Below are 21,235 nucleotides of genomic sequence, written 5' to 3'. Positions count from 1 at the left end.
AGCGGGAATGGGCATTCCCTTTTGGTCCCTGCCCCTAGCTGTTGAAGGCCGAGGCGACCTGATGCTGTTGCGGGATCTGGCCGTTCGGCGTCAGCTTGTCGACGATGCCGGGCAACGCCACCGACAGTTGCTGCAGCAGCTCCTGTTCGTTCAAACCCGTCCGCTGCGCGATTTCGCGAATGACCTGCGGTCCGATCGCGGCGCCGAGATCGTTGGCGTTGATCGGCTGGTTCTGGCCGGTGCCGACCCAGGAATCGGCGACATTGCCGTGGCCGGCGTCCTTGAGCTTGTCGAGCAGGCCGCCCAGACCGCCGAGCAGGCCGCCATCGGCGGAGGTTCCTGCCGGTGTCGGCGCGGGGGCTTGCGGAGCCGCCGGCTGTTCCTCGCTCCTGCCGCTCAGCATCTTGCCGACCAGCAGCGCGCCGAGCGCGATCATCAGGGGTTTGGTGATGTTGCCGCCGGGGACGGCGTTGTCAAAAAGGCCCATCGTGGATCTCCTATCAAGTCCGCCCCGGCGCCAGAATGGCGCAACCGGGGGGAATTTCAAGCTGTCTTGAGCTTTTGACAATCATATGAAAATGATTGGCCCGGCGGGGATTGGAGGGAAAAAATGGGCATCATCAGCTGGATTATCCTCGGCGTCGTCGCCGGCTTCATCGGCAGCAAGATCGTCAACAAGTCCGGCCAGGGCATGATCATGGACATCGTGCTCGGCATCGTCGGCGCCATTGTCGGCGGGGTGATCTTCAGCGCCTTCGGCGCATCGGGCGTCACCGGCCTCAACATCTGGAGCCTGATCGTCGCCGTCATCGGCTCGGTCGTCGTGCTCTGGGCCTACCACCAGATCAGCGGCAAGCGCACGCTGTAGAAGACGGAACCCGCGGCCGGTCCGGCCGCGGTCGATCGTCAAATTTGGGCGGTCGCGGCGTGCGATCGCGACAACGGCATATTGGGCATTGGATCGGAGCGATCCGGCAGCCTCAGGCGACAACCGCCAGACGGCGACGCCTTTCGTCCAGCGAGACGATGGCCAGGCCGCTGCCGATGACCAGCAGGATACCGCAGACGGCGAGCGCGTTCGGGAATTGGCCGAACACCAGCAGGCCGGAGATCACCGCCCAGACGGTGAAGCAATAGAAGAAGGGCGCCACCGCGCTGGTCGGCCCGACGCGATAGGCCATGAAGATAAAGAAATGGCCGAAGATCAGGAACAGGCCGGCGCCTGCAATCAGCAGCAGATGGTGGCCCTCCGGCATCACCCATTGCTCGGACGCAAGATGTGCCGCCCCTGACCCGACCAGCACCACCAGGACAGCTGAGATGGCGACGATCATGCCGGGCACTTCGGCGCCCACCTTACGTCCGGCGAGGTCGCGCACGGCGGCGAAGGCCGCATTGCCCAGCGCCAGCAGGGCGTAGACCGATATGCCCAGCATGGTCGGCTGCGCCACCATGACGGCGCCGACAAAACCGAGGCCGATCAGCGCCATGCGCGCGGCGCCGATCTTTTCGCCGAACAGGATCGAGGAACCGACCAGCACGATAAGCGGCGTGATCTGCCCGAGCGCCGTCGAATCGGCGATCTGCATGTTGGCCAAAGCCACGACGTAGCAGAGGATCGCAGCCAGTTCGCAAAGGTTCCGGCGCAGCACCTTGCGCTCGAAAAGCAGCGGGATCTGCCTGCCGTAGCCCAGCATGAAAAGCAGCGGCATGCCCCAGAGCGTGGCGGCCGCGCCGCGCAGCAGCAGCACCTCATAAGGCGGCAGCCCTGCGGTCGCGAGCTTCATCATCGTGTCGTTGACGAGGTAGGATCCCGTCGAGACGATCATGAACAGCGGACCACGGATATTTGCCGGGATGAAGTGCATTTGCCGAAGAAATCAGAGGCGTGTCGCGGCGGCAATGGGCCAGTTCCGGCTGATCGGGCGTCTATCCGCGCCAGCCTGTCGATGAGGTCGCCGGGCGGTCAAGCCGCGACCGTTTGAATTCGCCTGTCGCGATCCTATATCCGCGCTATATCCCTGAAATCGGATCGTTGGTTCGGGTCGAGCGAAGGAACGCTCAGCCACAAGGCACTTGTGTTTTTCGGCCGTTGTCGCTAATCGCCCCGCATTCGACTGAACTGAAGGTCCAGGCCGCCCAAGGAAAGAGACTATGGCAAAAGGTAAATTCGAGCGCACCAAGCCGCATGTGAACATTGGCACGATCGGCCACGTCGATCATGGCAAGACGTCGCTGACGGCGGCGATCACGAAGTATTTTGGCGAATACAAGCGCTATGACCAGATCGACGCGGCGCCGGAAGAGAAGGCGCGCGGCATCACGATCTCGACGGCGCATGTCGAGTACGAGACGGCCAACCGTCACTATGCCCACGTCGACTGCCCCGGCCACGCCGACTATGTGAAGAACATGATCACCGGCGCCGCGCAGATGGACGGCGCGATCCTGGTGGTTTCGGCCGCCGACGGCCCGATGCCGCAGACCCGCGAGCACATTCTGCTTGCCCGTCAGGTCGGCGTGCCCTCGATCGTGGTGTTTTTGAACAAGGTCGACCAGGTCGACGACGCCGAGCTTCTCGAACTGGTCGAGCTCGAGGTTCGCGAGCTGCTCACCAAGAACGAGTTCCCCGGCGACGACATTCCGATCGTCAAGGGCTCGGCGCTGGCAGCGCTTGAGGACTCCAACAAGACCATCGGCGAGGATGCGATCCGCGAGCTGATGGCTCAGGTCGACGCCTATATCCCGACGCCGGTTCGTCCGCTGGACAAGCCGTTCCTGATGCCGATCGAGGACGTGTTCTCGATCTCGGGCCGCGGCACGGTGGTGACCGGCCGCGTCGAGCGCGGCGTGGTCAAGGTCGGCGAGGAACTGGAGATCGTCGGCATCCGTCCGACGGCCAAGACCACCTGCACGGGCGTCGAAATGTTCCGCAAGCTGCTCGACCAGGGCCAGGCCGGCGACAACATCGGCGCGCTGCTGCGCGGCATCGACCGTGAGGGCGTGGAGCGCGGCCAGGTTCTGGCCAAGCCGGGCTCGGTGAAGCCGCACAAGAAGTTCGTGGCCGAAGCCTACATCCTGACCAAGGACGAGGGCGGCCGTCACACGCCGTTCTTCACCAACTACCGTCCGCAGTTCTACTTCCGCACGACCGACGTGACGGGCATCGTGACGCTGCCGGCCGGCACCGAGATGGTGATGCCTGGCGACAACATCACGGTCGACGTCGAGCTGATTGTGCCGATCGCGATGGAAGAGAAGCTGCGCTTCGCCATCCGTGAAGGCGGCCGCACCGTCGGTGCCGGCATCGTCGTCACCATCAAAGAGTAATTGGACGAAACGGATCTGTCGCGGGCGCGGGCTGCCCGCGCCGCGCCAGAACAAGGAATTGACGCATGAACGGACAGAATATCCGCATCCGCCTTAAGGCGTTTGACCACCGGGTGCTCGACGCCTCGACGCGCGAAATCGTGTCGACCGCCAAGCGCACCGGCGCCAACGTCCGCGGCCCCATTCCGCTGCCGACGCGGATCGAAAAGTTCACGGTCAACCGGTCGCCACATGTCGACAAGAAGAGCCGCGAGCAGTTCGAGATGCGCACCCACAAGCGGCTGCTCGACATCGTCGATCCGACCCCGCAGACCGTCGACGCTCTGATGAAGCTCGATCTGGCCGCCGGTGTCGACGTCGAGATCAAGCTCTAAGGAACAAGAGGGCGGGGCGACCCGGAACTCTGAAGGAACAAGAGGCGTGGAGGGGCGTCAGCCCCGACAGGGAACTCTAAAGGAATTGAACCGATGCGTTCAGGTGTGATTGCAAAGAAGGTGGGAATGACCCGCATCTACAACGATGCCGGGGAACACGTTCCCGTCACCGTTCTCCAGATGGAGAACTGCCAGGTCGTGGCGCAGCGCACGCAGGAGAAGAACGGCTACACCGCCGTCCAGCTCGGCGTTGGCCTTGCCAAGGTGAAGAACACGTCGAAGGCGATGCGCGGCCATTTCGCCGCCGCCTCCGTCGAGCCGAAGGCGAAGCTTGCCGAGTTCCGCGTCTCCGCCGACAACATGATCGACGTCGGCGCCGAGCTCACCGTCGAGCACTTTGTCGCCGGCCAGAAGGTCGACGTCACCGGCACCTCGACCGGCAAGGGTTTCCAGGGCGTGATCAAGCGGCACAACATGGGTGGTGGCCGCGCCACGCACGGTAACTCGGTCTCGCACCGCACGCACGGCTCGACCGGTCAGCGCCAGGACCCCGGCAAGGTGTTCAAGGGCAAGAAGATGGCCGGCCACATGGGTGACGTCCGCGTCACCACGCAGAATGTCGAGGTCGTCTCGACCGATGCCGACCGCGGCCTGATCCTGATCCGTGGCGCCGTTCCGGGCGTCAAGGGCGCCTGGATCCTGGTTCGCGACGCGGCCAAGGTTGCGCTGCCGGCCAATGCGCCGAAGCCCGCCGCGCTCCGCGCTGCCAACGCCAAGAACGAAGCCCCGGCCACCGAGGGAGCGGAATAATGGACCTCAAGATCACAACGCTCGGCGGCAAGGACGCCGGCAAGGTGAAACTCTCCGAGGAGATTTTCGGCCTTGACCCGCGCGAGGACATCCTGCAGCGCGTCGTGCGCTGGCAGCTCGCCAAGAAGCAGCAGGGCACGCACAAGGCCAAGGGCCGCGCCGAGATCGCGCGCACCGGCGCCAAGATGTACAAGCAGAAGGGTACGGGCCGCGCCCGTCACCATTCGGCTCGCGCTCCGCAGTTCCGCGGCGGTGGCAAGGCGCACGGCCCGGTCGTGCGCAGCCATGAGCACGAGCTGCCGAAGAAGGTGCGCGCGCTGGGCTTGAAGCATGCTCTCTCGGCCAAGGCCAAGAGCGCCTCGCTGATCATCGTCGACGAGCTGAAGCTCGCCGAGGCCAAGACCAAGGCACTGGCGGCGAGCCTCGAGACGCTCGGGCTCACCAATGCCCTGGTGATCGGCGGCGCCGAGCTCGACCAGAACTTCAAGCTGGCGGCGACCAACATTCCCAACATCGACGTGCTGCCAATCCAGGGCATCAACGTCTACGACATTCTGCGCCGCGGCACGCTGGTCCTTTCGAAGGCCGCCGTCGAGGCTCTCGAGGAGCGCTTCAAATGACCGACCTTCGTCACTACGACGTGATCGTCTCGCCGGCGATCACCGAAAAGTCGACCATGGCTTCCGAGCAGAACCAGGTCGTCTTCAACGTCGCCAAGAAGGCGTCGAAGCCGGAAATCAAGGCTGCCGTGGAAGCTCTCTTCGGCGTCAAGGTTACCGCCGTGAACACGCTCGTCCGCAAGGGCAAGATCAAGCGCTTCCGCGGCACGGTTGGCCGCCAGGGCGACGTCAAGAAGGCGGTTGTGACGCTGGCCGACGGCCAGTCGATCGACGTCGCGACGGGTCTCTGAGCAAGGCCGCGAGGACAGGACAATGGCACTCAAGAAATTCAACCCGGTAACGCCGAGCACCCGCCAGCTGGTCATCGTCGACCGCTCGGGCCTCTACAAGGGCAAGCCCGTCAAGGGTCTGACCGAAGGCCTGACCAAGTCGGGCGGCCGCAACAATTACGGCCGCATCACGGCCCGCTTCATCGGCGGCGGTCACAAGCGTTCGTACCGCATCATCGACTTCAAGCGTAAGAAGTACGATGTCGTCGGCACGGTCGAGCGTATCGAATACGATCCGAACCGCACCGCCTTCATCGCGCTGATCAAGTATGACGACGGCGAGCTGTCCTACATCCTGGCGCCGCAGCGTCTGGCTGCCGGCGACAAGATCGTGGCCGGCGAAGCGGTCGACGTGAAGCCGGGCAACGCGATGCCGCTGGCTTCGATGCCGGTCGGCACGATCGTCCACAACATCGAGCTGAAGCCGGGCAAGGGCGGCCAGGTCGCCCGTTCGGCGGGCGGTTACGCCCAGCTCGTCGGCCGCGACCAGGGCATGGCGATCCTGCGCCTCAACTCGGGTGAGCAACGCGTGGTGCACGGCTCTTGCATGGCCACCGTTGGCGCCGTGTCGAACCCCGACCACGGCAACATCAACGACGGCAAGGCCGGCCGCACGGTGTGGCGCGGCAAGCGTCCGCACAATCGCGGCGTGGCCATGAACCCGGTCGATCATCCGCACGGCGGTGGTGAAGGCCGCACCTCGGGTGGCCGTCATCCGGTTTCGCCCTGGGGCAAGCCGACCAAGGGCAAGAAGACGCGGTCCAACAAGGCGACCGACAAGTTCATCGTGCGCTCGCGCCATCAGCGCAAGAGCTAAGAAGAGGTAACGCCAAGTGACTCGTTCGATTTGGAAAGGCCCCTTCATCGACGGCTACCTTCTCAAGAAGGTGGACAAGGTTCGTGAAGGCGGTCGCAATGAGGTGATCAAGATGTGGAGCCGTCGCTCCACCATCCTGCCGCAGTTCGTCGGCTTCACCTTCGGTGTCTACAACGGCCAGAAGCATGTCCCGGTCTCGGTGAACGAGGACATGGTCGGTCACAAGTTCGGTGAATTCGCTCCGACCCGGACCTATTACGGTCACGGCGCGGATAAGAAGGCGAAGAGGAAGTAATCATGGGCAAGGCCAAAGCTCCGCGCAGGCTTGCTGACAACGAGGCGCGCGCCGTTCTGCGCACGATCCGTATCAGCCCGCAGAAGCTGAACCTGGTTGCCGCGCTGATCCGCGGCAAGAAGGTCGCGACAGCGCTTTCCGACCTCGAATTCTCGGCCAAGCGGATTTCCGGCACGGTCAAGAAGACGCTGGAGTCGGCGATCGCCAACGCGGAAAACAATCACGACCTGGATGTCGACGCGCTGATCGTGGCGGAAGCCTATGTCGGCAAGTCGATCGTCATGAAGCGCTTCCACGCTCGTGGCCGCGGTCGCGCCAGCCGTATCGAGAAGCCGTTCTCGCACCTCACGATCGTCGTTCGTGAAGTCGAGGAAAAAGGGGAGGCCGCATAATGGGCCAGAAAGTCAATCCGATCGGGCTGCGTCTCGGCATCAACCGCACCTGGGATTCGCGCTGGTTCGCGAACACCGGCGAGTACGGCCAGCTGCTGCATGAGGACATCAAGATCCGCAAGTATCTTGAGAAGGAACTCAAGCAGGCCGCGATCTCCAAGGTCGTGATCGAGCGTCCGCACAAGAAGTGCCGCGTCACCATCCATGCCGCGCGTCCGGGCCTCATCATCGGCAAGAAGGGCGCCGACATCGAGAAGCTTCGCAAGAAGCTGATGGAGATGACGAAGTCCGAGACGCACCTCAACATCGTTGAAGTGCGCAAGCCGGAAATCGACGCCACGCTGATCGCCCAGTCGATCGCCCAGCAGCTCGAGCGCCGCATCGCGTTCCGCCGCGCCATGAAGCGTGCCGTTCAGTCGGCCATGCGTCTCGGCGCCGAAGGCATCCGCATCAACTGCTCCGGCCGTCTCGGCGGCGCCGAAATCGCGCGCATGGAGTGGTACCGCGAAGGCCGCGTGCCGCTGCACACGCTGCGCGCCGACGTCGACTACGGCGTTGCCGAGGCGAACACGGCTTACGGCATCTGCGGCGTCAAAGTGTGGGTGTTCAAGGGCGAGATCCTCGAGCATGACCCGATGGCCTCCGAGCGTCGCGCCACCGAGGGCGATCATGCAGGTGCCGCCGGCGAGCGCGAGCGCGGTCGTCGTCGCGAGAACGCCTGAGACATTTGAGAATTTGGAGTTAGAACGATGCTGCAGCCAAAGCGCACAAAGTTCCGCAAGCAGTTCAAGGGCCGTATCCACGGTACCGCCAAGGGCGGCACCAATCTGGATTTCGGCGGTTTCGGGCTGAAGGCGCTTGAGCCGAACCGCGTCACCGCGCGCGAGATCGAGGCGGCCCGCCGCGCGATCACTCGCGAGATGAAGCGCGCCGGCCGCGTCTGGATCCGGGTGTTCCCGGATCTGCCGGTCACCTCGAAGCCGACCGAAGTGCGCATGGGTAAGGGCAAGGGCGCCGTCGACTATTGGGCGGCGCGCGTCAAGCCTGGCCGCATCATGTTCGAGATCGACGGCGTCAGCGAGGAGACCGCGCGTGAGGCGCTGCGCCTCGGCGCCGCCAAGCTCTCGGTCAAGACGCGCTTCGTACAGCGCATCGCAGAATAAGGACGGGCTGAACCATGAAAGCCGAAGACATCCGGACCAAGACCCAGGATCAGCTGACCGACGACCTGGCCAGCCTGAAGAAGGAGCAGTTCAACCTGCGCTTCCAGAAGGCCACCGGCCAGCTCGAAAAGACCGCGCGCGTGAAGCAGGTCCGCAGGGACATTGCGCGCATCAAGACCATCGCCGCGGAAAAAGCCGCGGCCAAGAAGGGTTAAGACCATGCCAAAGCGCATTCTGCAGGGCACCGTCGTCAGCGACAAGAACGAGAAGACGGTCGTCGTCAAGGTCGAGCGGCGCTTCACGCATCCCGTGATGAAGAAGACCGTGCGCCTGACCAAGAAGTACAAGGCGCATGACGAGAACAACGCCCACAAGGTCGGCGACCAGGTGTTCATCCAGGAATCGAAGCCGATTTCGAAGGACAAGCGCTGGATCGTCGTCACCTCGGACCAGGCGTAAACAAACGAATTTTGGACAGACCGGGGAGGGGCTTCGAGCCCGTCCCGTTAGAAAAGAAGAAGGCGGCCAGTCATGATTCAGATGCAAACAAACCTCGACGTCGCGGACAACTCCGGCGCCCGTCGTGTCATGTGCATCAAGGTGCTGGGCGGCTCGAAGCGGAAGTATGCCTCCGTCGGCGACATCATCGTGGTGTCGATCAAGGAAGCGATCCCGCGCGGCCGCGTTAAGAAGGGCGACGTGATGAAGGCGGTCGTGGTTCGCACGGCCAAGGACATCCGCCGCCCGGACGGCAGCGTGATCCGTTTCGACAAGAACGCGGCCGTTCTCGTCGACAACAAGAAAGAACCGATCGGCACGCGTATCTTCGGGCCGGTTCCGCGCGAGCTTCGCGCCAAGAACCACATGAAGATCATCTCGCTCGCGCCTGAAGTGCTGTAAGGAGCCGGACCAATGCAAAAGATCAGAAAAGGCGACAAGGTTGTCGTGCTTGCCGGCAAGGACAAGGGCCGTTCGGGCGAAGTCCTGTCGGTGCAGCCGAAGGAAGACACCGCGCTCGTTCGCGGCGTGAACCTCATTCGCCGTCACCAGAAGCAGACCCAGTCCCAAGAGGGCGGGATCATCACCAAGGAAGCGCCGATCCACCTGTCGAACATCGCGCTGGCCGACCCCAAGGACGGCAAGCCGACCCGCGTCGGCTTCACCATCCAGAAGGACGGCAAGAAGGTGCGCGTCGCCAAGCGTTCGGGAGAAGTCATCAATGGCTAAGGCTGAAACCAAGCAGGCAACTGCCAAGAACGAGCCACGCCTCAAGAAGGTCTATCAGGAGACCATCCGCAAGGCGCTGCAGGAGCAGTTCGGCTACGACAATGAGATGCAGGTTCCGCGCATCGACAAGATCGTGCTGAACATGGGCGTCGGCGAGGCGACCGGCGATTCCAAGAAGCCCTCGGTCGCGGCCGAGGACCTCGCGCTGATCGCCGGCCAGAAGGCCGTCGTCACCCGCGCCCGCAACTCGATCGCGGGCTTCAAGGTGCGCGAGAACATGCCGATCGGCGCCAAGGTCACGCTGCGCAAGGAACGCATGTACGAGTTCCTCGACCGCCTCGTGAACATCGCGCTGCCGCGCGTTCGCGACTTCCGCGGACTGAACCCGAAGAGCTTTGATGGCCGTGGCAACTACGCCATGGGCATCAAGGAGCACATCGTGTTCCCGGAGATCAACTACGACAAGGTTGATCAGGTCTGGGGCATGGACGTCATCGTTTGTACGACGGCGAAGACGGACGACGAGGCCAGGGCGCTGCTCAAGGCCTTCAACTTCCCCTTCCGCCAGTAACGGCAGCGAAAAAGGAAAAATCTGAAATGGCAAAGACCAGCTCAGTCGAGAAGAACAACCGGCGCCGCAAGCTTGCCGGCCAGTACGCCGCCAAGCGCAAGGCGCTCAAGGACATCGTCATGGATCAGTCCAAGCCGATGGAAGAGCGTTTCCGCGCCCAGTTGAAGCTTTCGGCGCTGCCGCGCAACTCGGCCAAGATCCGTATCCGCAACCGCTGCGAAGTCACTGGCCGTCCGCGCGCCTACTATCGCAAGCTCAAGCTTTCGCGTATCGCGCTTCGCGATCTGGGCAACAACGGCCAGATCCCGGGCCTGGTCAAGTCGAGCTGGTAAGGAGACACTGAGATGTCATTGAGCGATCCTCTCGGCGATATGCTGACCCGCATCCGCAACGCCTATGGCCGCAAGAAGTCGAGCGTCTCGACTCCGGCCTCGCGTCTGCGCGCCCGCGTCCTCGAAGTGCTGAAGTCGGAAGGCTATATTCGCGACTACAGCCAGACCGACTTCGAGAACGGCAAGTCGGAAATCGAGATCGAGCTGAAGTATTTCGACGGTGCTCCGGTCGTGCGCGAAATCGAGCGCGTCTCGAAGCCCGGCCGCCGCGTCTATGTCTCGGCCAAGTCGATCCCGCAGGTCGCCAACGGCCTCGGCATCGCCATCCTTTCGACGCCGAAGGGCGTCATGGCCGACCACGAAGCGCGCGAGCAGAATGTCGGTGGCGAGATCCTCTGCCAGATCTTCTGATCCGGCATGACATTGAGAAATGGGCTTCGGTTCTCGGGATCGCGCCCGGGAACTGGAACCTGAAACGAAAGAAGTGACGAGGACAACAAAATGTCTCGTATCGGAAAGAAACCCGTTTCGCTGCCCCAGGGCGTGACCGCGACCGTCAACGGCCAGACCGTGACGGCGAAGGGCCCCAAGGGCGAGCTGAAGTTCGTGGTGAACGACGAAGTGCTGGTCAAGATGGAAGGCGCCGAGATTTCGGTCGAGCCGCGCGACCAGACCAAGACCGCCCGTTCCAAATGGGGCATGTCGCGCACGCAGATCGTTAACATCCTGCAGGGCGTGAAGGACGGCTTCGAGAAGAAGCTCGAGATCACCGGCGTCGGCTACCGCGCCGCCATGCAGGGCAAGAACCTGCAGCTCGCGCTCGGCTTCAGCCACGACGTGGTCTATGAGACCCCGCAGGGCATCACGATCGCCGTGCCGAAGCCGACCGAAATCACGGTGTCGGGCATCGACAAGCAGCAGGTCGGCCAGGTCGCCGCCGAGATCCGCGAATATCGCGGTCCGGAGCCTTATAAGGGCAAGGGCGTGCGCTATGCCGACGAGCGGATCGTCCGCAAGGAAGGCAAGAAGAAGTAATAGGCTTGGCCCCGAAAAGTTGCAGACTTTTCGGAAAGGACCAAGCCAGAGAAGTGTAACGCCGCGGGGAGCGGCCGCGGGAGGCTTGGCCTACCGCACAGGGTTGCCCCCGTTTTCTGAAGGCAAGGAACAGACATTATGGCTAGTCCCAAGGAAACCACCCAGCGCCGCGCGCAGCGCGTGCGCCGTCAGCTGAAGAAGGTCGCCGGCGAGCGTCCGCGGCTTTCGGTGCACCGCACCTCGAAGCACATCTACGTCCAGGTCATCGACGACGCGAAGGGCCACACGCTGGCCGCCGCCTCGACCCTGGAGAAGGACCTCAAGGGTTCGCTCAAGACCGGCGCCGACACCGCTGCCGCCGCCGCCGTCGGCAAGCTCATCGCTGAGCGCGCTTCGAAGGCCGGCGTCAAGGAAGTCGTCTTCGACCGCGGCCCGTACATCTATCACGGCCGCGTCAAGGCGCTGGCCGAGGCTGCCCGCGAAGGCGGTCTCAGTTTCTGATTTTTAACCGCCGGCGTCCAATAGAGGCTCCGGCAAACAGCAACCCCGTGCTTCCGGAAAAGAACAAGGACTAGGATATGGCACAGGAACGTAGGGAAGGCGGCCGCGGCCGCGAACGTGAGCGTGAAGAGCGCGACGACGGCTTCGTGGACAAGCTCGTTCACATCAACCGCGTCGCCAAGGTGGTGAAGGGCGGCCGTCGCTTCGGCTTTGCCGCGCTCGTCGTCGTCGGCGACCAGAAGGGCCGCGTCGGCTTCGGCCACGGCAAGGCGCGTGAAGTGCCGGAGGCGATCCGCAAGGCGACCGAGTCGGCCAAGCGCGACATGATCTTCGTGCCGCTGCGCTCGGGCCGCACGCTGCATCACGACGTCGAGGGCCGCTGGGGCGCCGGACGCGTTCTGCTGCGCGCCGCCAAGCAGGGTACCGGCATCATCGCGGGCGGCCCGATGCGCGCTGTCTTCGAAACGCTCGGCATGCATGACGTGGTCGCCAAGTCGATGGGGTCGTCGAACCCCTACAACATGGTTCGCGCCACCTTCGACGCGCTGAAGAGCCAGATGCATCCGAAGGATGTGGCTGCTGCGCGCGGCATCAAGTACTCGACCCTTCAGGCCCGCCGCGGCACCGCCGTCGCGGCTGAAGAATAGTCGACGCTGACCAGGGATTTCGACCATGGCCAAGAAAGCTACCAAGACCATCACCGTCGAGCAGATCGGTTCGCCGATCCGCCGGCCGAAGGAGCAGCGCGCGACGCTGGTCGGCCTCGGCCTCAACAAGATGCACAAGCGGCGCACGCTGGAAGATACCCCTTCGGTGCGCGGCATGATCGCCGCCGTCCAGCACCTCGTCCGCGTCGTGGACGAGGCCTGAACGGAAGCGCAGGAGAAGAAATATGAAACTCAACGATCTGCGTGACAAGGACGGCGCCACGCACTCCAGGAAGCGCCTCGGTCGCGGCATCGGCTCCGGCTCGGGCAAGACCGCCGGTCGCGGCGTCAAGGGCCAGAAGGCGCGCTCCGGCGTCGCCATCAACGGCTTCGAGGGCGGCCAGATGCCGCTCTACCGGCGCCTGCCGAAGCGCGGCTTCAACAACCTGTTCGGCAAGAGCTTCACCGTCGTGTCGCTCGCCCGCATCCAGGCTGCCATCGACGCCAAGAAGCTCGACGCCAAGGAAACCGTGACGGCCGAGGCCCTGATCGCTGCCGGCGTCATCCGCCGCGCCAAGGACGGCGTGCGCGTGCTCTCCGATGGCGAGCTCAAGGCCAAGCTCAACTTCGACGTCGCCGGCGCCTCGAAGGCCGCGATCGAGAAGATCGAGAAGGCCGGCGGTTCGGTGAAGCTGCCGGAAGCGGCCGCCGCCGAGTAACGGCGATTTGAAGCGCGACCGGCGGGAATGACTTCGTTTTTGCCGCCCATCCGCGTTCTGATCTGATCAATTAGGCGGCCGCGTCAACGCGGCCGCTTGCATGTTGACGGTCCGGAGCTTATCTCGTGGGCTTCGGTGACACGCGCCGCCTGAGCTGCGGGCATCGAGCGTGATCTAGCGGAGAATCAGGCATGGCTTCGGCTGCTGAACAACTAGCCTCAAATCTGAATTTTGCGGCCTTCGCCAAGGCCGAGGATCTGAAGAAGCGCATCTGGTTCACCATCGGCGCGCTGCTCGTCTACCGCCTCGGCACCTACATCCCGCTTCCCGGCATCAATCCCGACGCTTTCGCGCACGCCTTCTCCTCGCAGAGCAAGGGCGTGCTCGGCATGTTCAACATGTTCGCCGGCGGCGCCGTGCAGCGCATGGCGATCTTCGCGCTCGGCATCATGCCCTACATCTCCGCCTCCATCATCATGCAGCTGATGACCTCGGTCATCCCCTCGCTGGAATCGCTGAAGAAGGAAGGCGAGCAGGGCCGCAAGATCATCAACCAGTACACGCGCTACGGCACCGTGCTGCTCGCCCTGGTGCAGGCCTACGGCATTTCGATCGGCCTCGAGGGCGGCAACGGCATCGTCAACGATCCCGGCATGTTCTTCCGCATCTCGACGGTGGTCACGTTGGTCGGCGGCACCATGTTCCTGATGTGGCTCGGCGAGCAGATCACCGCGCGCGGCATCGGCAACGGCATTTCGCTGATCATCTTCTCGGGCATCGTCGCCGGCCTGCCGCGCGCCATTTCCGGCACGCTGGAACTCGGCCGCACCGGCGCACTGTCCACCAGCCTCATTCTGGCGATCATCGTGCTCGCCGTTGTCGTCATCGGCGTCATCGTCTTCTTCGAGCGAGCCCAGCGGCGCCTGCTCATCCAGTATCCGAAGCGACAGGTCGGCAACCGCATGTTCCAGGGCGATACCTCGCACCTGCCGCTGAAGCTCAACACCTCGGGCGTCATCCCGCCGATCTTCGCTTCGTCGCTGCTGCTTCTGCCGGCAACGGTCGCCGGTTTCTCGCAGACGACCAACCTGCCGGCCTGGGCAAGCACGGTTCTGGCCTCGCTCGGTCACGGCCAGCCGCTCTACATGGCGTTCTACGCGGCGATGATCATCTTCTTCGCCTTCTTCTACACGGCGATCGTCTTCAACCCGAAGGATACGGCCGACCAGCTCAAGAAGCATTCCGGCTTCATCCCTGGCTACCGGCCGGGCGAGCGCACCGCCGAATATATCGACTATGTTCTGACGCGTATCACCGTCATCGGCGCTGTCTACCTGGTGCTGGTGTGTCTGCTGCCTGAGTTCCTGATTTCAGCGACTGGCGTACCTTTCTACCTCGGTGGCACATCGCTTCTGATCGTGGTCAGTGTCACGCTCGACACGGTGGCGCAGATTCAGGGTCACCTGATCGCGCACCAGTATGAGGGCCTGATCAAGAAGTCGAAGTTGCGCGGGGGGAAGAGGAGCAGATGAGGCTGATATTGCTTGGGCCGCCAGGAGCGGGCAAGGGGACGCAAGCACAAAGACTGGTAGACAAACACGGCATACCCCAGCTTTCGACGGGTGACATGCTGCGTGCCGCCGTCCAAGCCGGAACCGAGGTCGGCAAGCGGGCCAAGGCGGTGATGGATGCCGGTGAGCTGGTCTCCGACGCGATCGTCAACGCGATCGTCGCCGAGCGGATCGACCAGCCCGATTGCGCCAGAGGCTTCATCCTCGACGGGTATCCGCGCACGCTGGTGCAGGCCGACGCCGTGGAAGCGATGCTTTCGGAGCGCAACATCGCGCTGGACAGCGTCATCGAGCTCGTCGTCGACGACAAGGCGCTGGTCGGGCGAATCGTCAAGCGGGCCGAGGACGCCAAGGCCGCCGGCCAGCCGGTGCGCAAGGACGACAATCCGGCGGTGTTCGAGGAGCGCCTGCGCGAATACTACAAGAAGACGGCGCCGCTGACAGGCTACTATTATGCCAAAGGCAGGCTGAAGACCGTCGACGGCATGGCCAGCATCGACGCGGTGACCGCGGAGATCGAGGGCGTGCTGGCGGCGACGGCGAAGTAGGCCGTTCCGACAAGCAGAGATTGCGCTTGACTGGAAGGAGCCGTTGGGGTATGGCGGCCCGTCTTCCTGTCAGGCATGGACTTTGCTTGCCCGCAAGGGCAGGGCAGTCGTTTTGAACCAGGAAACTCCCGCAAGGGCCGGCCTCCACCGGACGCGGGGCAACTTAGATCGCGCCGGCTTGTCCGGCCCATATGGAGATGAGAAGAAATGGCTCGTATAGCCGGCGTCAACATTCCGACCAACAAGCGCGTCGTCATTGCGCTTCAGTACATTCACGGCATCGGCAAGAAGTTTGCCCAGGAGATCGTCGACAAGGTCGGCATCCCGGCTGACCGCCGCGTCAATCAGCTGACCGACGCGGAAGTGCTGCAGATCCGCGAGACGATCGACCGCGACTACCAGGTCGAAGGCGACCTGCGCCGCGAAGTCTCGATGAACATCAAGCGGCTCATGGACCTCGGCTGCTATCGCGGCCTGCGTCACCGCCGCTCGCTGCCGGTCCGCGGCCAGCGCACGCATACCAATGCGCGCACCCGCAAGGGCCCGGCCAAGGCGATCGCCGGCAAGAAGAAGTAATGAGCGAATAGCGAGTAGCTATTAGCGAGTAGGGGTCCCTATTCGCTATTCCCTACTCACTACTCGCTCTCAAAGGTGGAGCCGCTGGCATTACGGCGGTGTAGAGATCAACTGAAAGGACTACCATGGCCAAGGAAGCCGCTCGTGTTCGCCGTCGCGAACGCAAGAACATCTCGTCGGGCGTTGCCCACGTCAATTCGACCTTCAACAACACGATGATCACCATCACCGACGCGCAGGGCAATTCGATTGCCTGGTCGTCGGCCGGCGCCCAGGGCTTCAAGGGTTCGCGCAAGTCGACCCCGTTCGCCGCCCAGATGGCTGCTGAGGACGTTGCCAAGAAGGCCCAGGAACACGGCATGCGCATGCTCGAGGTCGAGGTCTGCGGACCCGGCTCCGGTCGCGAATCGGCGCTGCGCGCCCTGCAGGCAGCCGGCTTCACCATCACCTCGATCCGTGACGTGACGCCGATCCCGCACAATGGCTGCCGCCCGCGCAAGAAGCGCCGCGTCTAATATTTTTGAACGCCGCGTGAGCGCCGAGGCGCTCCTCCACGGCAATTCCAGGCTGCCCGCCACGATTGGATGGTGGCGGGTCAAAGGAAGGAAGACACAATGATCCAGAAAAACTGGCAGGAACTGATCAAGCCGAACAAGATCGAGTTCTCGTCGAAGAAGAAGACGCTGACCACGCTGGTGGCCGAGCCGCTCGAACGCGGCTTCGGCCTTACCCTCGGCAACGCGCTGCGGCGCGTGCTTCTGTCTTCGCTGCGCGGCGCGGCCGTCACCGCCGTGCAGATCGACGGCGTGCTGCACGAGTTCTCGTCCATCGCCGGCGTGCGCGAGGACGTGACCGATATCGTGCTCAACATCAAGGAAATCGCCATCCGCATGGAAGGCGATGGTCCCAAGCGCATGGTCGTGCGCAAGCAGGGCCCGGGTGCCGTGCTCTCCGGCGACATCCAGACCGTCGGCGACGTCGAGATCCTCAACCCCGACCACGTCATCTGCACGCTGGACGAGGGTGCGGAGATCCGCATGGAGTTCACCGTCGACACCGGCAAGGGCTATGTGCCGGCCGAGCGCAACCGCGCCGAGGACGCGCCGATCGGCCTGATCCCGGTCGACAGCCTCTACTCGCCGGTCAAGAAGGTCTCCTATAAGGTCGAGAACACCCGCGAGGGCCAGGTTCTCGACTATGACAAGCTGACCATGACGATCGAGACCGACGGTTCGATCTCGGGCGAGGACGCTGTGGCTTTCGCCGCCCGCATCCTGCAGGATCAGCTCAGCCTGTTCGTCAACTTCGACGAGCCGCAGAAGGAAGTCGCCACCGAGGCCGTCACCGAGCTCGCCTTCAACCCGGCGCTGCTCAAGAAGGTCGACGAGCTCGAGCTTTCGGTGCGTTCGGCCAACTGCCTGAAGAACGACAACATCGTCTATATCGGCGACCTGATCCAGAAGACCGAAGCCGAGATGCTGCGCACCCCGAACTTCGGCCGCAAGTCGCTGAACGAGATCAAGGAAGTGCTGGCGGCGATGGGCCTGCACCTCGGCATGGAAGTGCCGGACTGGCCGCCGGAAAACATCGAAGACCTCGCAAAACGTTACGAAGACCAATATTGAGCATGAATTCCAAGGATCGGCGGCGCGAGCCGCTCGATCCGACGGTCATGCGGAAAACCATCAGAGGCCGTGGCCTCTTGAACAACTGAAGAAGGAAAAGAGCCATGCGCCACGGTTTCAAGGGCCGTCGCTTCGCCCGCAGCGTAAGCCACCGCAAGTCGATGTTCGCCAACCTCGCCGTGTCTCTGATCGAGCACGAGCAGATCGTCACCACTCTGCCGAAGGCGAAGGACCTGCGTCCGATCGTCGAGAAGCTGGTGACGCTCGGCAAGCGCGGCGACCTGCACGCCCGCCGCCAGGTGATCGCGCAGATCGGCAATGAGGGCGTCGTCAAGCGCCTGTTCGAGACGATTGCGCCGCGGTACGCCAACCGCAACGGCGGTTACCTGCGCATCATGAAGGCGGGCTTCCGCCACGGTGACAATGCCGCGATGGCGGTCATCGAATTCGTCGACCGCGACACCTCGGCCAAGGGCGCCGCCGACCGCGCCCGCCTCGAGGCCGAAGGCGGCAACGAGGAAGCCGCGGCCGCGTAAGGCCTCGGCTTAGGAAGAGATTGCGAGGGGCCTGCGGGCCCCTTTTGCATTTTGAAGGCGGAGCTTCGGCGCGAGCGGATTTTCGCGGGCAAGCTCATGCTTTTGCGCGACAAGTGCCTGATTTCCGTGCATTAGCCTTTCATTCTGCACAATCGTCGGGACAATGGCGCCTGATCTGGAGGATTCGGAATGCACTTCAAACGGCTGTTTCTCATTGCGGTTTGCACGCTTGCCGCTTTCGCCGCGGCACCGGCAGTGAGACATGCATTGGCTGAGGACGCCGCCAAGCCAGCCGACCCTGGCCTCTCCGATGTGCTGACCGATCTGCTGCACGGTGTCGAGGGCGAGAACGCCACCTCCGGCCCGGACAAGCGCGTGCCGTTCGGCCGCGAGGAAGTGCAGCTTTCCTTCGCGCCGCTGGTCAAGCAGACGGCGCCCGCCGTGGTCAACGTCTATGCTTCACAGACCGCCAAGGTGACGTCCCCCTTCGAAGGCGATCCCTTCTTCGAGGAGTTCTTCGGCCGCGCGCAGCCGCGCGCTCAATCCTCACTCGGCTCCGGTGTGCTGGTCGATCCGAGCGGCGTCATCGTCACCAACTACCATGTCATCAAGGACGCCGACGAGGTGAAGGTCGCGACCGCCGACGGGCGCGAATTCACCAGCAAGGTGATGCTCAAGGACGAGACGCTCGATCTCGCCGTGCTCAAGATCGCGGCCGACAAGCCGTTTCCGGTGATCGCCATCGGCGATTCCGACGCGCTCGAGGTCGGCGACCTGGTGCTGGCCATCGGTAACCCCTTCGGCGTCGGCCAGACCACCACCAGCGGCATTGTTTCGGCGCTTGCGCGCAGCCATATCGGCGTTTCGGATTCGGGCTACTTCATCCAGACCGATGCCGCCATCAATCCCGGCAATTCCGGCGGCGCGCTGATCAACATGGGCGGCCAGCTGGTCGGCATCAACACGGCGATCTATAGCCGTAGCGGCGGCTCGATCGGCATCGGCTTCGCCATTCCGTCGAACATGGTTCGCGCCTTCGCCGACGCCGCCAAGGCCGGCCTCGACTTCTTCGAGCGGCCCTATATCGGCGCCGAGTTCGAGGCGGTGACGCCGCAGATCGCGGAATCGCTCGGCATGGAAAAGCCAACCGGCGCGCTGGTCTCGTCGGTCGATGCGGCGGGACCCGCCGGCAAGGCCGGCATCAAGCCCGGCGATGTCGTGCTGTCGCTCAACAACACGCCGGTCGAAAGCATCGAGGCGCTGGACTACCGCATGGCCACGTTGTCGATCGGCTCCAAGGCGACCTTCGCCGTGCTGAGCAAAGGCCAGCAGGCGACGCAGGAAATTGCGCTGGAGCGCGCGCCGGAAGGCGCCAAGCCGACCGAGGTGACGCTGCATGGCCGAAGCCCCTTCGCCGGTGCCAAGGTGGCGGAATTGTCGCCGCGTCTCGCCCAGCGGCTCGGCCTGCGCACCGATTTGAAGGGCGTCACCGTGGTCGACATCAATCGCGATTCCCCGGCCGCCGATTTCGGCTTCCAGCCCGGCGATATAGTGCGCGAGGTGAACGGCACGAGCATCGACACGGCGGCGATCCTGGCACAGATTGCTCAGCAGGATACGCGCTGGTGGCGCTTTACCGTGGAGCGCGGCGGGCAGACACTGCGCCAGGTGTTGCGTTATTGAGGCGATCTTCCCATCTCTGAAGATCGCGCTCCAACCAAAAGACAAGCATGGCCGATCTGTTCAGTTCCGATGAACCAGAGAAGGCGCCGCCAGGCCGGCCGCTGGCCGACCGCTTGCGCCCGAAGAACCTTGGCGAGGTCGTCGGCCAGGAGCACCTGACCGGACCCGACGGCGCGCTGACGCGCCTGATCGATTCCGGCACGCTCGGCTCGATGATCTTCTGGGGTCCGCCCGGTACTGGCAAGACGACGGTGGCGCGGCTGCTGGCGGGCGAGACCCATCTTGCCTTCGAGCAGATCTCGGCGGTGTTTTCAGGCGTCGCCGACCTGAAGAAGGTGTTCGAGGCAGCAAAACTGCGCCGCGCCAACGGCCGGCAAACGCTGCTCTTCGTCGACGAGATCCATCGTTTCAATCGCGCTCAGCAGGACGGTTTCTTGCCCGTCATGGAGGACGGTACCGTGGTGCTGGTCGGCGCTACAACAGAGAATCCATCCTTCGAGCTGAACGCCGCGCTTTTGTCCCGCGCGCGTGTCCTGGTGTTCCGTTCACTCGGTGAGGAGAGCATCGCCAAACTGTTGGCGCGGGCTGAAGAGACCGAGGGCAGGGCGCTGCCTCTCGATGACGAGGCACGCGCCATGCTGATCCGCATGAGCGACGGCGACGGCCGGGCCTCGCTGACGCTCGCCGAGGAAGTCTGGCGCGCCGCCAAGCCCCGCGAAGTGTTTGGGCCGGAGGGCCTGCAGCGCGTCATCCAGCGCCGCGCGCCGATCTACGACAAAGGGCAGGACGGCCACTACAATCTGATCTCGGCTTTGCACAAATCGGTGCGCGGCTCGGACCCGGACGCCGCGCTCTACTATCTAGCCCGCATGTTCGACGCCGGCGAGGATCCGCTCTATCTCGGCCGCCGGCTGGTGCGCATGGCGGTGGAGGATATCGGGCTTGCCGATCCGCAGGCGCTGGTCATCGCCAATGCCGCCAAGGACGCCTATGACTATCTCGGCTCTCCCGAGGGCGAGCTCGCCTTCGCCGAGGCCGCCGTCTATCTCGCCACGGCACCGAAATCGAACGCCGTCTACACCGCCTTCAAGGCAGCGACTGCAGCGGCCAAGGAGTTCGGCTCGCTGCTGCCGCCCAAACACATCCTCAACGCGCCGACCAAGCTGATGAAAGAGGAGGATTACGGCGCCGGCTACCGCTACGACCACGACGAGCCCGACGCCTTTTCCGGCCAGGACTATTTCCCGGAAAAGATGGGCCGCCACAATTTCTACGATCCGCCGGAGCGCGGCTTCGAGCGCGATATCCGCAAGCGGCTGGACTACTGGGCAAAGCTGCGCAAAGAGCGGGAGTAGCGGCTGCGCAGCCAGGCGGGCCGACGGCTTCGCTGCACGACGATCAAAGTCGAAATGCCGGTGCAATCGTGAGTGGGCAAACCTGATCCAGATTGTGCAGCAGTGGGAAAAATCCTATTAAGGCGCACGGCTGACGGGGGTCGCCGTGATTTGGCTCATGCGAACAGGATCGCGCTCCC

At 63.7% G+C, this 21,235-nt stretch carries 33 protein-coding genes; 31 read left to right on the top strand and 2 right to left on the bottom strand.

All coding sequences use genetic code 11. From position 1 onward, the window contains the following. Nucleotides 1-34: 34 nt before the first annotated feature. Nucleotides 35-487, bottom strand: a complete 453-nt coding sequence (locus tag RFN30_RS06470; protein WP_320261277.1) for a YidB family protein — start codon at nt 485-487, stop codon at nt 35-37. 123 nt (nt 488-610) lie between these two features. On the opposite strand from RFN30_RS06470, the gene RFN30_RS06465 reads away from it, so the two are divergent. After that, nucleotides 611-868, top strand: coding sequence for a GlsB/YeaQ/YmgE family stress response membrane protein (locus RFN30_RS06465; RefSeq protein WP_320261276.1), 258 nt, complete (start codon nt 611-613; stop codon nt 866-868). A gap of 112 nt (nt 869-980) precedes the next feature. Here RFN30_RS06465 and RFN30_RS06460 read toward each other — a convergent pair whose 3' ends face one another. Further along, nucleotides 981-1,868, bottom strand: coding sequence for a DMT family transporter (locus RFN30_RS06460; RefSeq protein ID WP_320261275.1), 888 nt, complete (start codon nt 1,866-1,868; stop codon nt 981-983). Between the two features lie 286 nt (nt 1,869-2,154). Between RFN30_RS06460 and tuf the strand changes: the two genes are divergently transcribed. From tuf to RFN30_RS06310, 30 genes are all read left to right on the top strand, one after another. Further along, nucleotides 2,155-3,330 carry an elongation factor Tu gene (tuf, locus tag RFN30_RS06455; protein ID WP_066989565.1) on the top strand — a complete coding sequence of 392 codons (1,176 nt, stop codon included), beginning with the start codon at nt 2,155-2,157 and terminating at the stop codon, nt 3,328-3,330. A gap of 65 nt (nt 3,331-3,395) precedes the next feature. After that, complete coding sequence (gene rpsJ / locus RFN30_RS06450; protein WP_006205468.1) at nt 3,396-3,704, top strand: 30S ribosomal protein S10; 309 nt, start codon at nt 3,396-3,398, stop codon at nt 3,702-3,704. Between the two features lie 93 nt (nt 3,705-3,797). Then, on the top strand, nt 3,798-4,514 hold the full coding sequence (rplC, locus tag RFN30_RS06445; protein WP_320261274.1) for a 50S ribosomal protein L3: 717 nt from the start codon (nt 3,798-3,800) through the stop codon (nt 4,512-4,514). Beyond that, entirely contained in the window at nt 4,514-5,134 is a 621-nt protein-coding gene (rplD, locus tag RFN30_RS06440; protein WP_126094109.1) for a 50S ribosomal protein L4, read from the top strand. Before rplC ends, rplD begins: the two co-directional genes overlap by 1 nt. Further along, nucleotides 5,131-5,424 carry a 50S ribosomal protein L23 gene (locus RFN30_RS06435; protein ID WP_040983033.1) on the top strand — a complete coding sequence of 98 codons (294 nt, stop codon included), beginning with the start codon at nt 5,131-5,133 and terminating at the stop codon, nt 5,422-5,424. Before rplD ends, RFN30_RS06435 begins: the two co-directional genes overlap by 4 nt. A gap of 22 nt (nt 5,425-5,446) precedes the next feature. After that, nucleotides 5,447-6,280 (top strand): 50S ribosomal protein L2, encoded by an 834-nt coding sequence (rplB, locus tag RFN30_RS06430; protein WP_040970375.1) that lies wholly within the window; start codon nt 5,447-5,449, stop codon nt 6,278-6,280. A 16-nt stretch (nt 6,281-6,296) separates the two neighbouring features. Further along, nucleotides 6,297-6,575 carry a 30S ribosomal protein S19 gene (rpsS, locus tag RFN30_RS06425; protein WP_006205463.1) on the top strand — a complete coding sequence of 93 codons (279 nt, stop codon included), beginning with the start codon at nt 6,297-6,299 and terminating at the stop codon, nt 6,573-6,575. A 2-nt stretch (nt 6,576-6,577) separates the two neighbouring features. Next, the gene (rplV, locus tag RFN30_RS06420) at nt 6,578-6,967 is read left to right on the top strand and encodes a 50S ribosomal protein L22 (protein ID WP_006205462.1); all 390 of its coding nucleotides are present in this window, start codon (nt 6,578-6,580) and stop codon (nt 6,965-6,967) included. Beyond that, a complete protein-coding gene (gene rpsC, locus RFN30_RS06415; RefSeq protein ID WP_126084115.1) occupies nt 6,967-7,689 on the top strand; it encodes a 30S ribosomal protein S3 in 723 nt (240 codons plus the stop codon). Before rplV ends, rpsC begins: the two co-directional genes overlap by 1 nt. A gap of 27 nt (nt 7,690-7,716) precedes the next feature. Further along, on the top strand, nt 7,717-8,130 hold the full coding sequence (gene rplP, locus RFN30_RS06410) for a 50S ribosomal protein L16 (protein WP_027170364.1): 414 nt from the start codon (nt 7,717-7,719) through the stop codon (nt 8,128-8,130). Between the two features lie 14 nt (nt 8,131-8,144). Further along, nucleotides 8,145-8,345, top strand: a complete 201-nt coding sequence (gene rpmC, locus RFN30_RS06405; protein ID WP_095807484.1) for a 50S ribosomal protein L29 — start codon at nt 8,145-8,147, stop codon at nt 8,343-8,345. 4 nt (nt 8,346-8,349) lie between these two features. Next, complete coding sequence (rpsQ, locus tag RFN30_RS06400; protein ID WP_059188492.1) at nt 8,350-8,589, top strand: 30S ribosomal protein S17; 240 nt, start codon at nt 8,350-8,352, stop codon at nt 8,587-8,589. Between the two features lie 72 nt (nt 8,590-8,661). Then, on the top strand, nt 8,662-9,030 hold the full coding sequence (rplN, locus tag RFN30_RS06395) for a 50S ribosomal protein L14 (RefSeq protein WP_006205457.1): 369 nt from the start codon (nt 8,662-8,664) through the stop codon (nt 9,028-9,030). 12 nt (nt 9,031-9,042) lie between these two features. Further along, nucleotides 9,043-9,357, top strand: coding sequence for a 50S ribosomal protein L24 (gene rplX, locus RFN30_RS06390; RefSeq protein ID WP_126054440.1), 315 nt, complete (start codon nt 9,043-9,045; stop codon nt 9,355-9,357). Continuing rightward, on the top strand, nt 9,350-9,928 hold the full coding sequence (rplE, locus tag RFN30_RS06385) for a 50S ribosomal protein L5 (RefSeq protein ID WP_059188494.1): 579 nt from the start codon (nt 9,350-9,352) through the stop codon (nt 9,926-9,928). Before rplX ends, rplE begins: the two co-directional genes overlap by 8 nt. Before the next feature lie 26 nt (nt 9,929-9,954). Then, nucleotides 9,955-10,260, top strand: a complete 306-nt coding sequence (gene rpsN / locus RFN30_RS06380; RefSeq protein ID WP_059188495.1) for a 30S ribosomal protein S14 — start codon at nt 9,955-9,957, stop codon at nt 10,258-10,260. Nucleotides 10,261-10,272: 12 nt separating this feature from the next. Next, nucleotides 10,273-10,671, top strand: coding sequence for a 30S ribosomal protein S8 (rpsH, locus tag RFN30_RS06375; protein ID WP_042642201.1), 399 nt, complete (start codon nt 10,273-10,275; stop codon nt 10,669-10,671). A 90-nt stretch (nt 10,672-10,761) separates the two neighbouring features. Next, nucleotides 10,762-11,295, top strand: a complete 534-nt coding sequence (gene rplF, locus RFN30_RS06370; protein ID WP_320261273.1) for a 50S ribosomal protein L6 — start codon at nt 10,762-10,764, stop codon at nt 11,293-11,295. Between the two features lie 138 nt (nt 11,296-11,433). Beyond that, a complete protein-coding gene (gene rplR / locus RFN30_RS06365; RefSeq protein ID WP_278077413.1) occupies nt 11,434-11,796 on the top strand; it encodes a 50S ribosomal protein L18 in 363 nt (120 codons plus the stop codon). 77 nt (nt 11,797-11,873) lie between these two features. Next, nucleotides 11,874-12,443, top strand: coding sequence for a 30S ribosomal protein S5 (gene rpsE, locus RFN30_RS06360; RefSeq protein ID WP_040970386.1), 570 nt, complete (start codon nt 11,874-11,876; stop codon nt 12,441-12,443). A 25-nt stretch (nt 12,444-12,468) separates the two neighbouring features. After that, nucleotides 12,469-12,666 carry a 50S ribosomal protein L30 gene (gene rpmD, locus RFN30_RS06355; RefSeq protein WP_027170355.1) on the top strand — a complete coding sequence of 66 codons (198 nt, stop codon included), beginning with the start codon at nt 12,469-12,471 and terminating at the stop codon, nt 12,664-12,666. Nucleotides 12,667-12,688: 22 nt separating this feature from the next. Further along, complete coding sequence (rplO, locus tag RFN30_RS06350; protein WP_320261272.1) at nt 12,689-13,162, top strand: 50S ribosomal protein L15; 474 nt, start codon at nt 12,689-12,691, stop codon at nt 13,160-13,162. Between the two features lie 191 nt (nt 13,163-13,353). Next, nucleotides 13,354-14,694 (top strand): preprotein translocase subunit SecY, encoded by a 1,341-nt coding sequence (gene secY, locus RFN30_RS06345; RefSeq protein WP_278077411.1) that lies wholly within the window; start codon nt 13,354-13,356, stop codon nt 14,692-14,694. After that, the gene (locus RFN30_RS06340) at nt 14,691-15,281 is read left to right on the top strand and encodes an adenylate kinase (protein WP_320261271.1); all 591 of its coding nucleotides are present in this window, start codon (nt 14,691-14,693) and stop codon (nt 15,279-15,281) included. The genes secY and RFN30_RS06340 overlap by 4 nt, the downstream gene beginning before the upstream one ends. Before the next feature lie 207 nt (nt 15,282-15,488). Beyond that, entirely contained in the window at nt 15,489-15,857 is a 369-nt protein-coding gene (rpsM, locus tag RFN30_RS06335; protein WP_027170351.1) for a 30S ribosomal protein S13, read from the top strand. A gap of 125 nt (nt 15,858-15,982) precedes the next feature. Then, a complete protein-coding gene (gene rpsK / locus RFN30_RS06330; RefSeq protein ID WP_006205444.1) occupies nt 15,983-16,372 on the top strand; it encodes a 30S ribosomal protein S11 in 390 nt (129 codons plus the stop codon). A gap of 99 nt (nt 16,373-16,471) precedes the next feature. Then, nucleotides 16,472-17,482, top strand: a complete 1,011-nt coding sequence (locus RFN30_RS06325; RefSeq protein ID WP_292117213.1) for a DNA-directed RNA polymerase subunit alpha — start codon at nt 16,472-16,474, stop codon at nt 17,480-17,482. Between the two features lie 104 nt (nt 17,483-17,586). Continuing rightward, nucleotides 17,587-18,018 (top strand): 50S ribosomal protein L17, encoded by a 432-nt coding sequence (gene rplQ, locus RFN30_RS06320; protein WP_320261270.1) that lies wholly within the window; start codon nt 17,587-17,589, stop codon nt 18,016-18,018. Nucleotides 18,019-18,207: 189 nt separating this feature from the next. Beyond that, nucleotides 18,208-19,701 (top strand): DegQ family serine endoprotease, encoded by a 1,494-nt coding sequence (locus RFN30_RS06315; protein ID WP_320261269.1) that lies wholly within the window; start codon nt 18,208-18,210, stop codon nt 19,699-19,701. A 47-nt stretch (nt 19,702-19,748) separates the two neighbouring features. Further along, nucleotides 19,749-21,056 carry a replication-associated recombination protein A gene (locus RFN30_RS06310; protein ID WP_320261268.1) on the top strand — a complete coding sequence of 436 codons (1,308 nt, stop codon included), beginning with the start codon at nt 19,749-19,751 and terminating at the stop codon, nt 21,054-21,056. The last annotated feature ends 179 nt before the right edge of the window (nt 21,057-21,235 follow it).

The organism is Mesorhizobium dulcispinae, assembly GCF_033977345.1.
GTDB classification, from domain to species: Bacteria; Pseudomonadota; Alphaproteobacteria; order Rhizobiales; family Rhizobiaceae; genus Mesorhizobium; species Mesorhizobium dulcispinae.
Note: the sequence above shows the minus strand (reverse complement) of the source record. Positions and strands in the feature narration are given on the sequence as shown.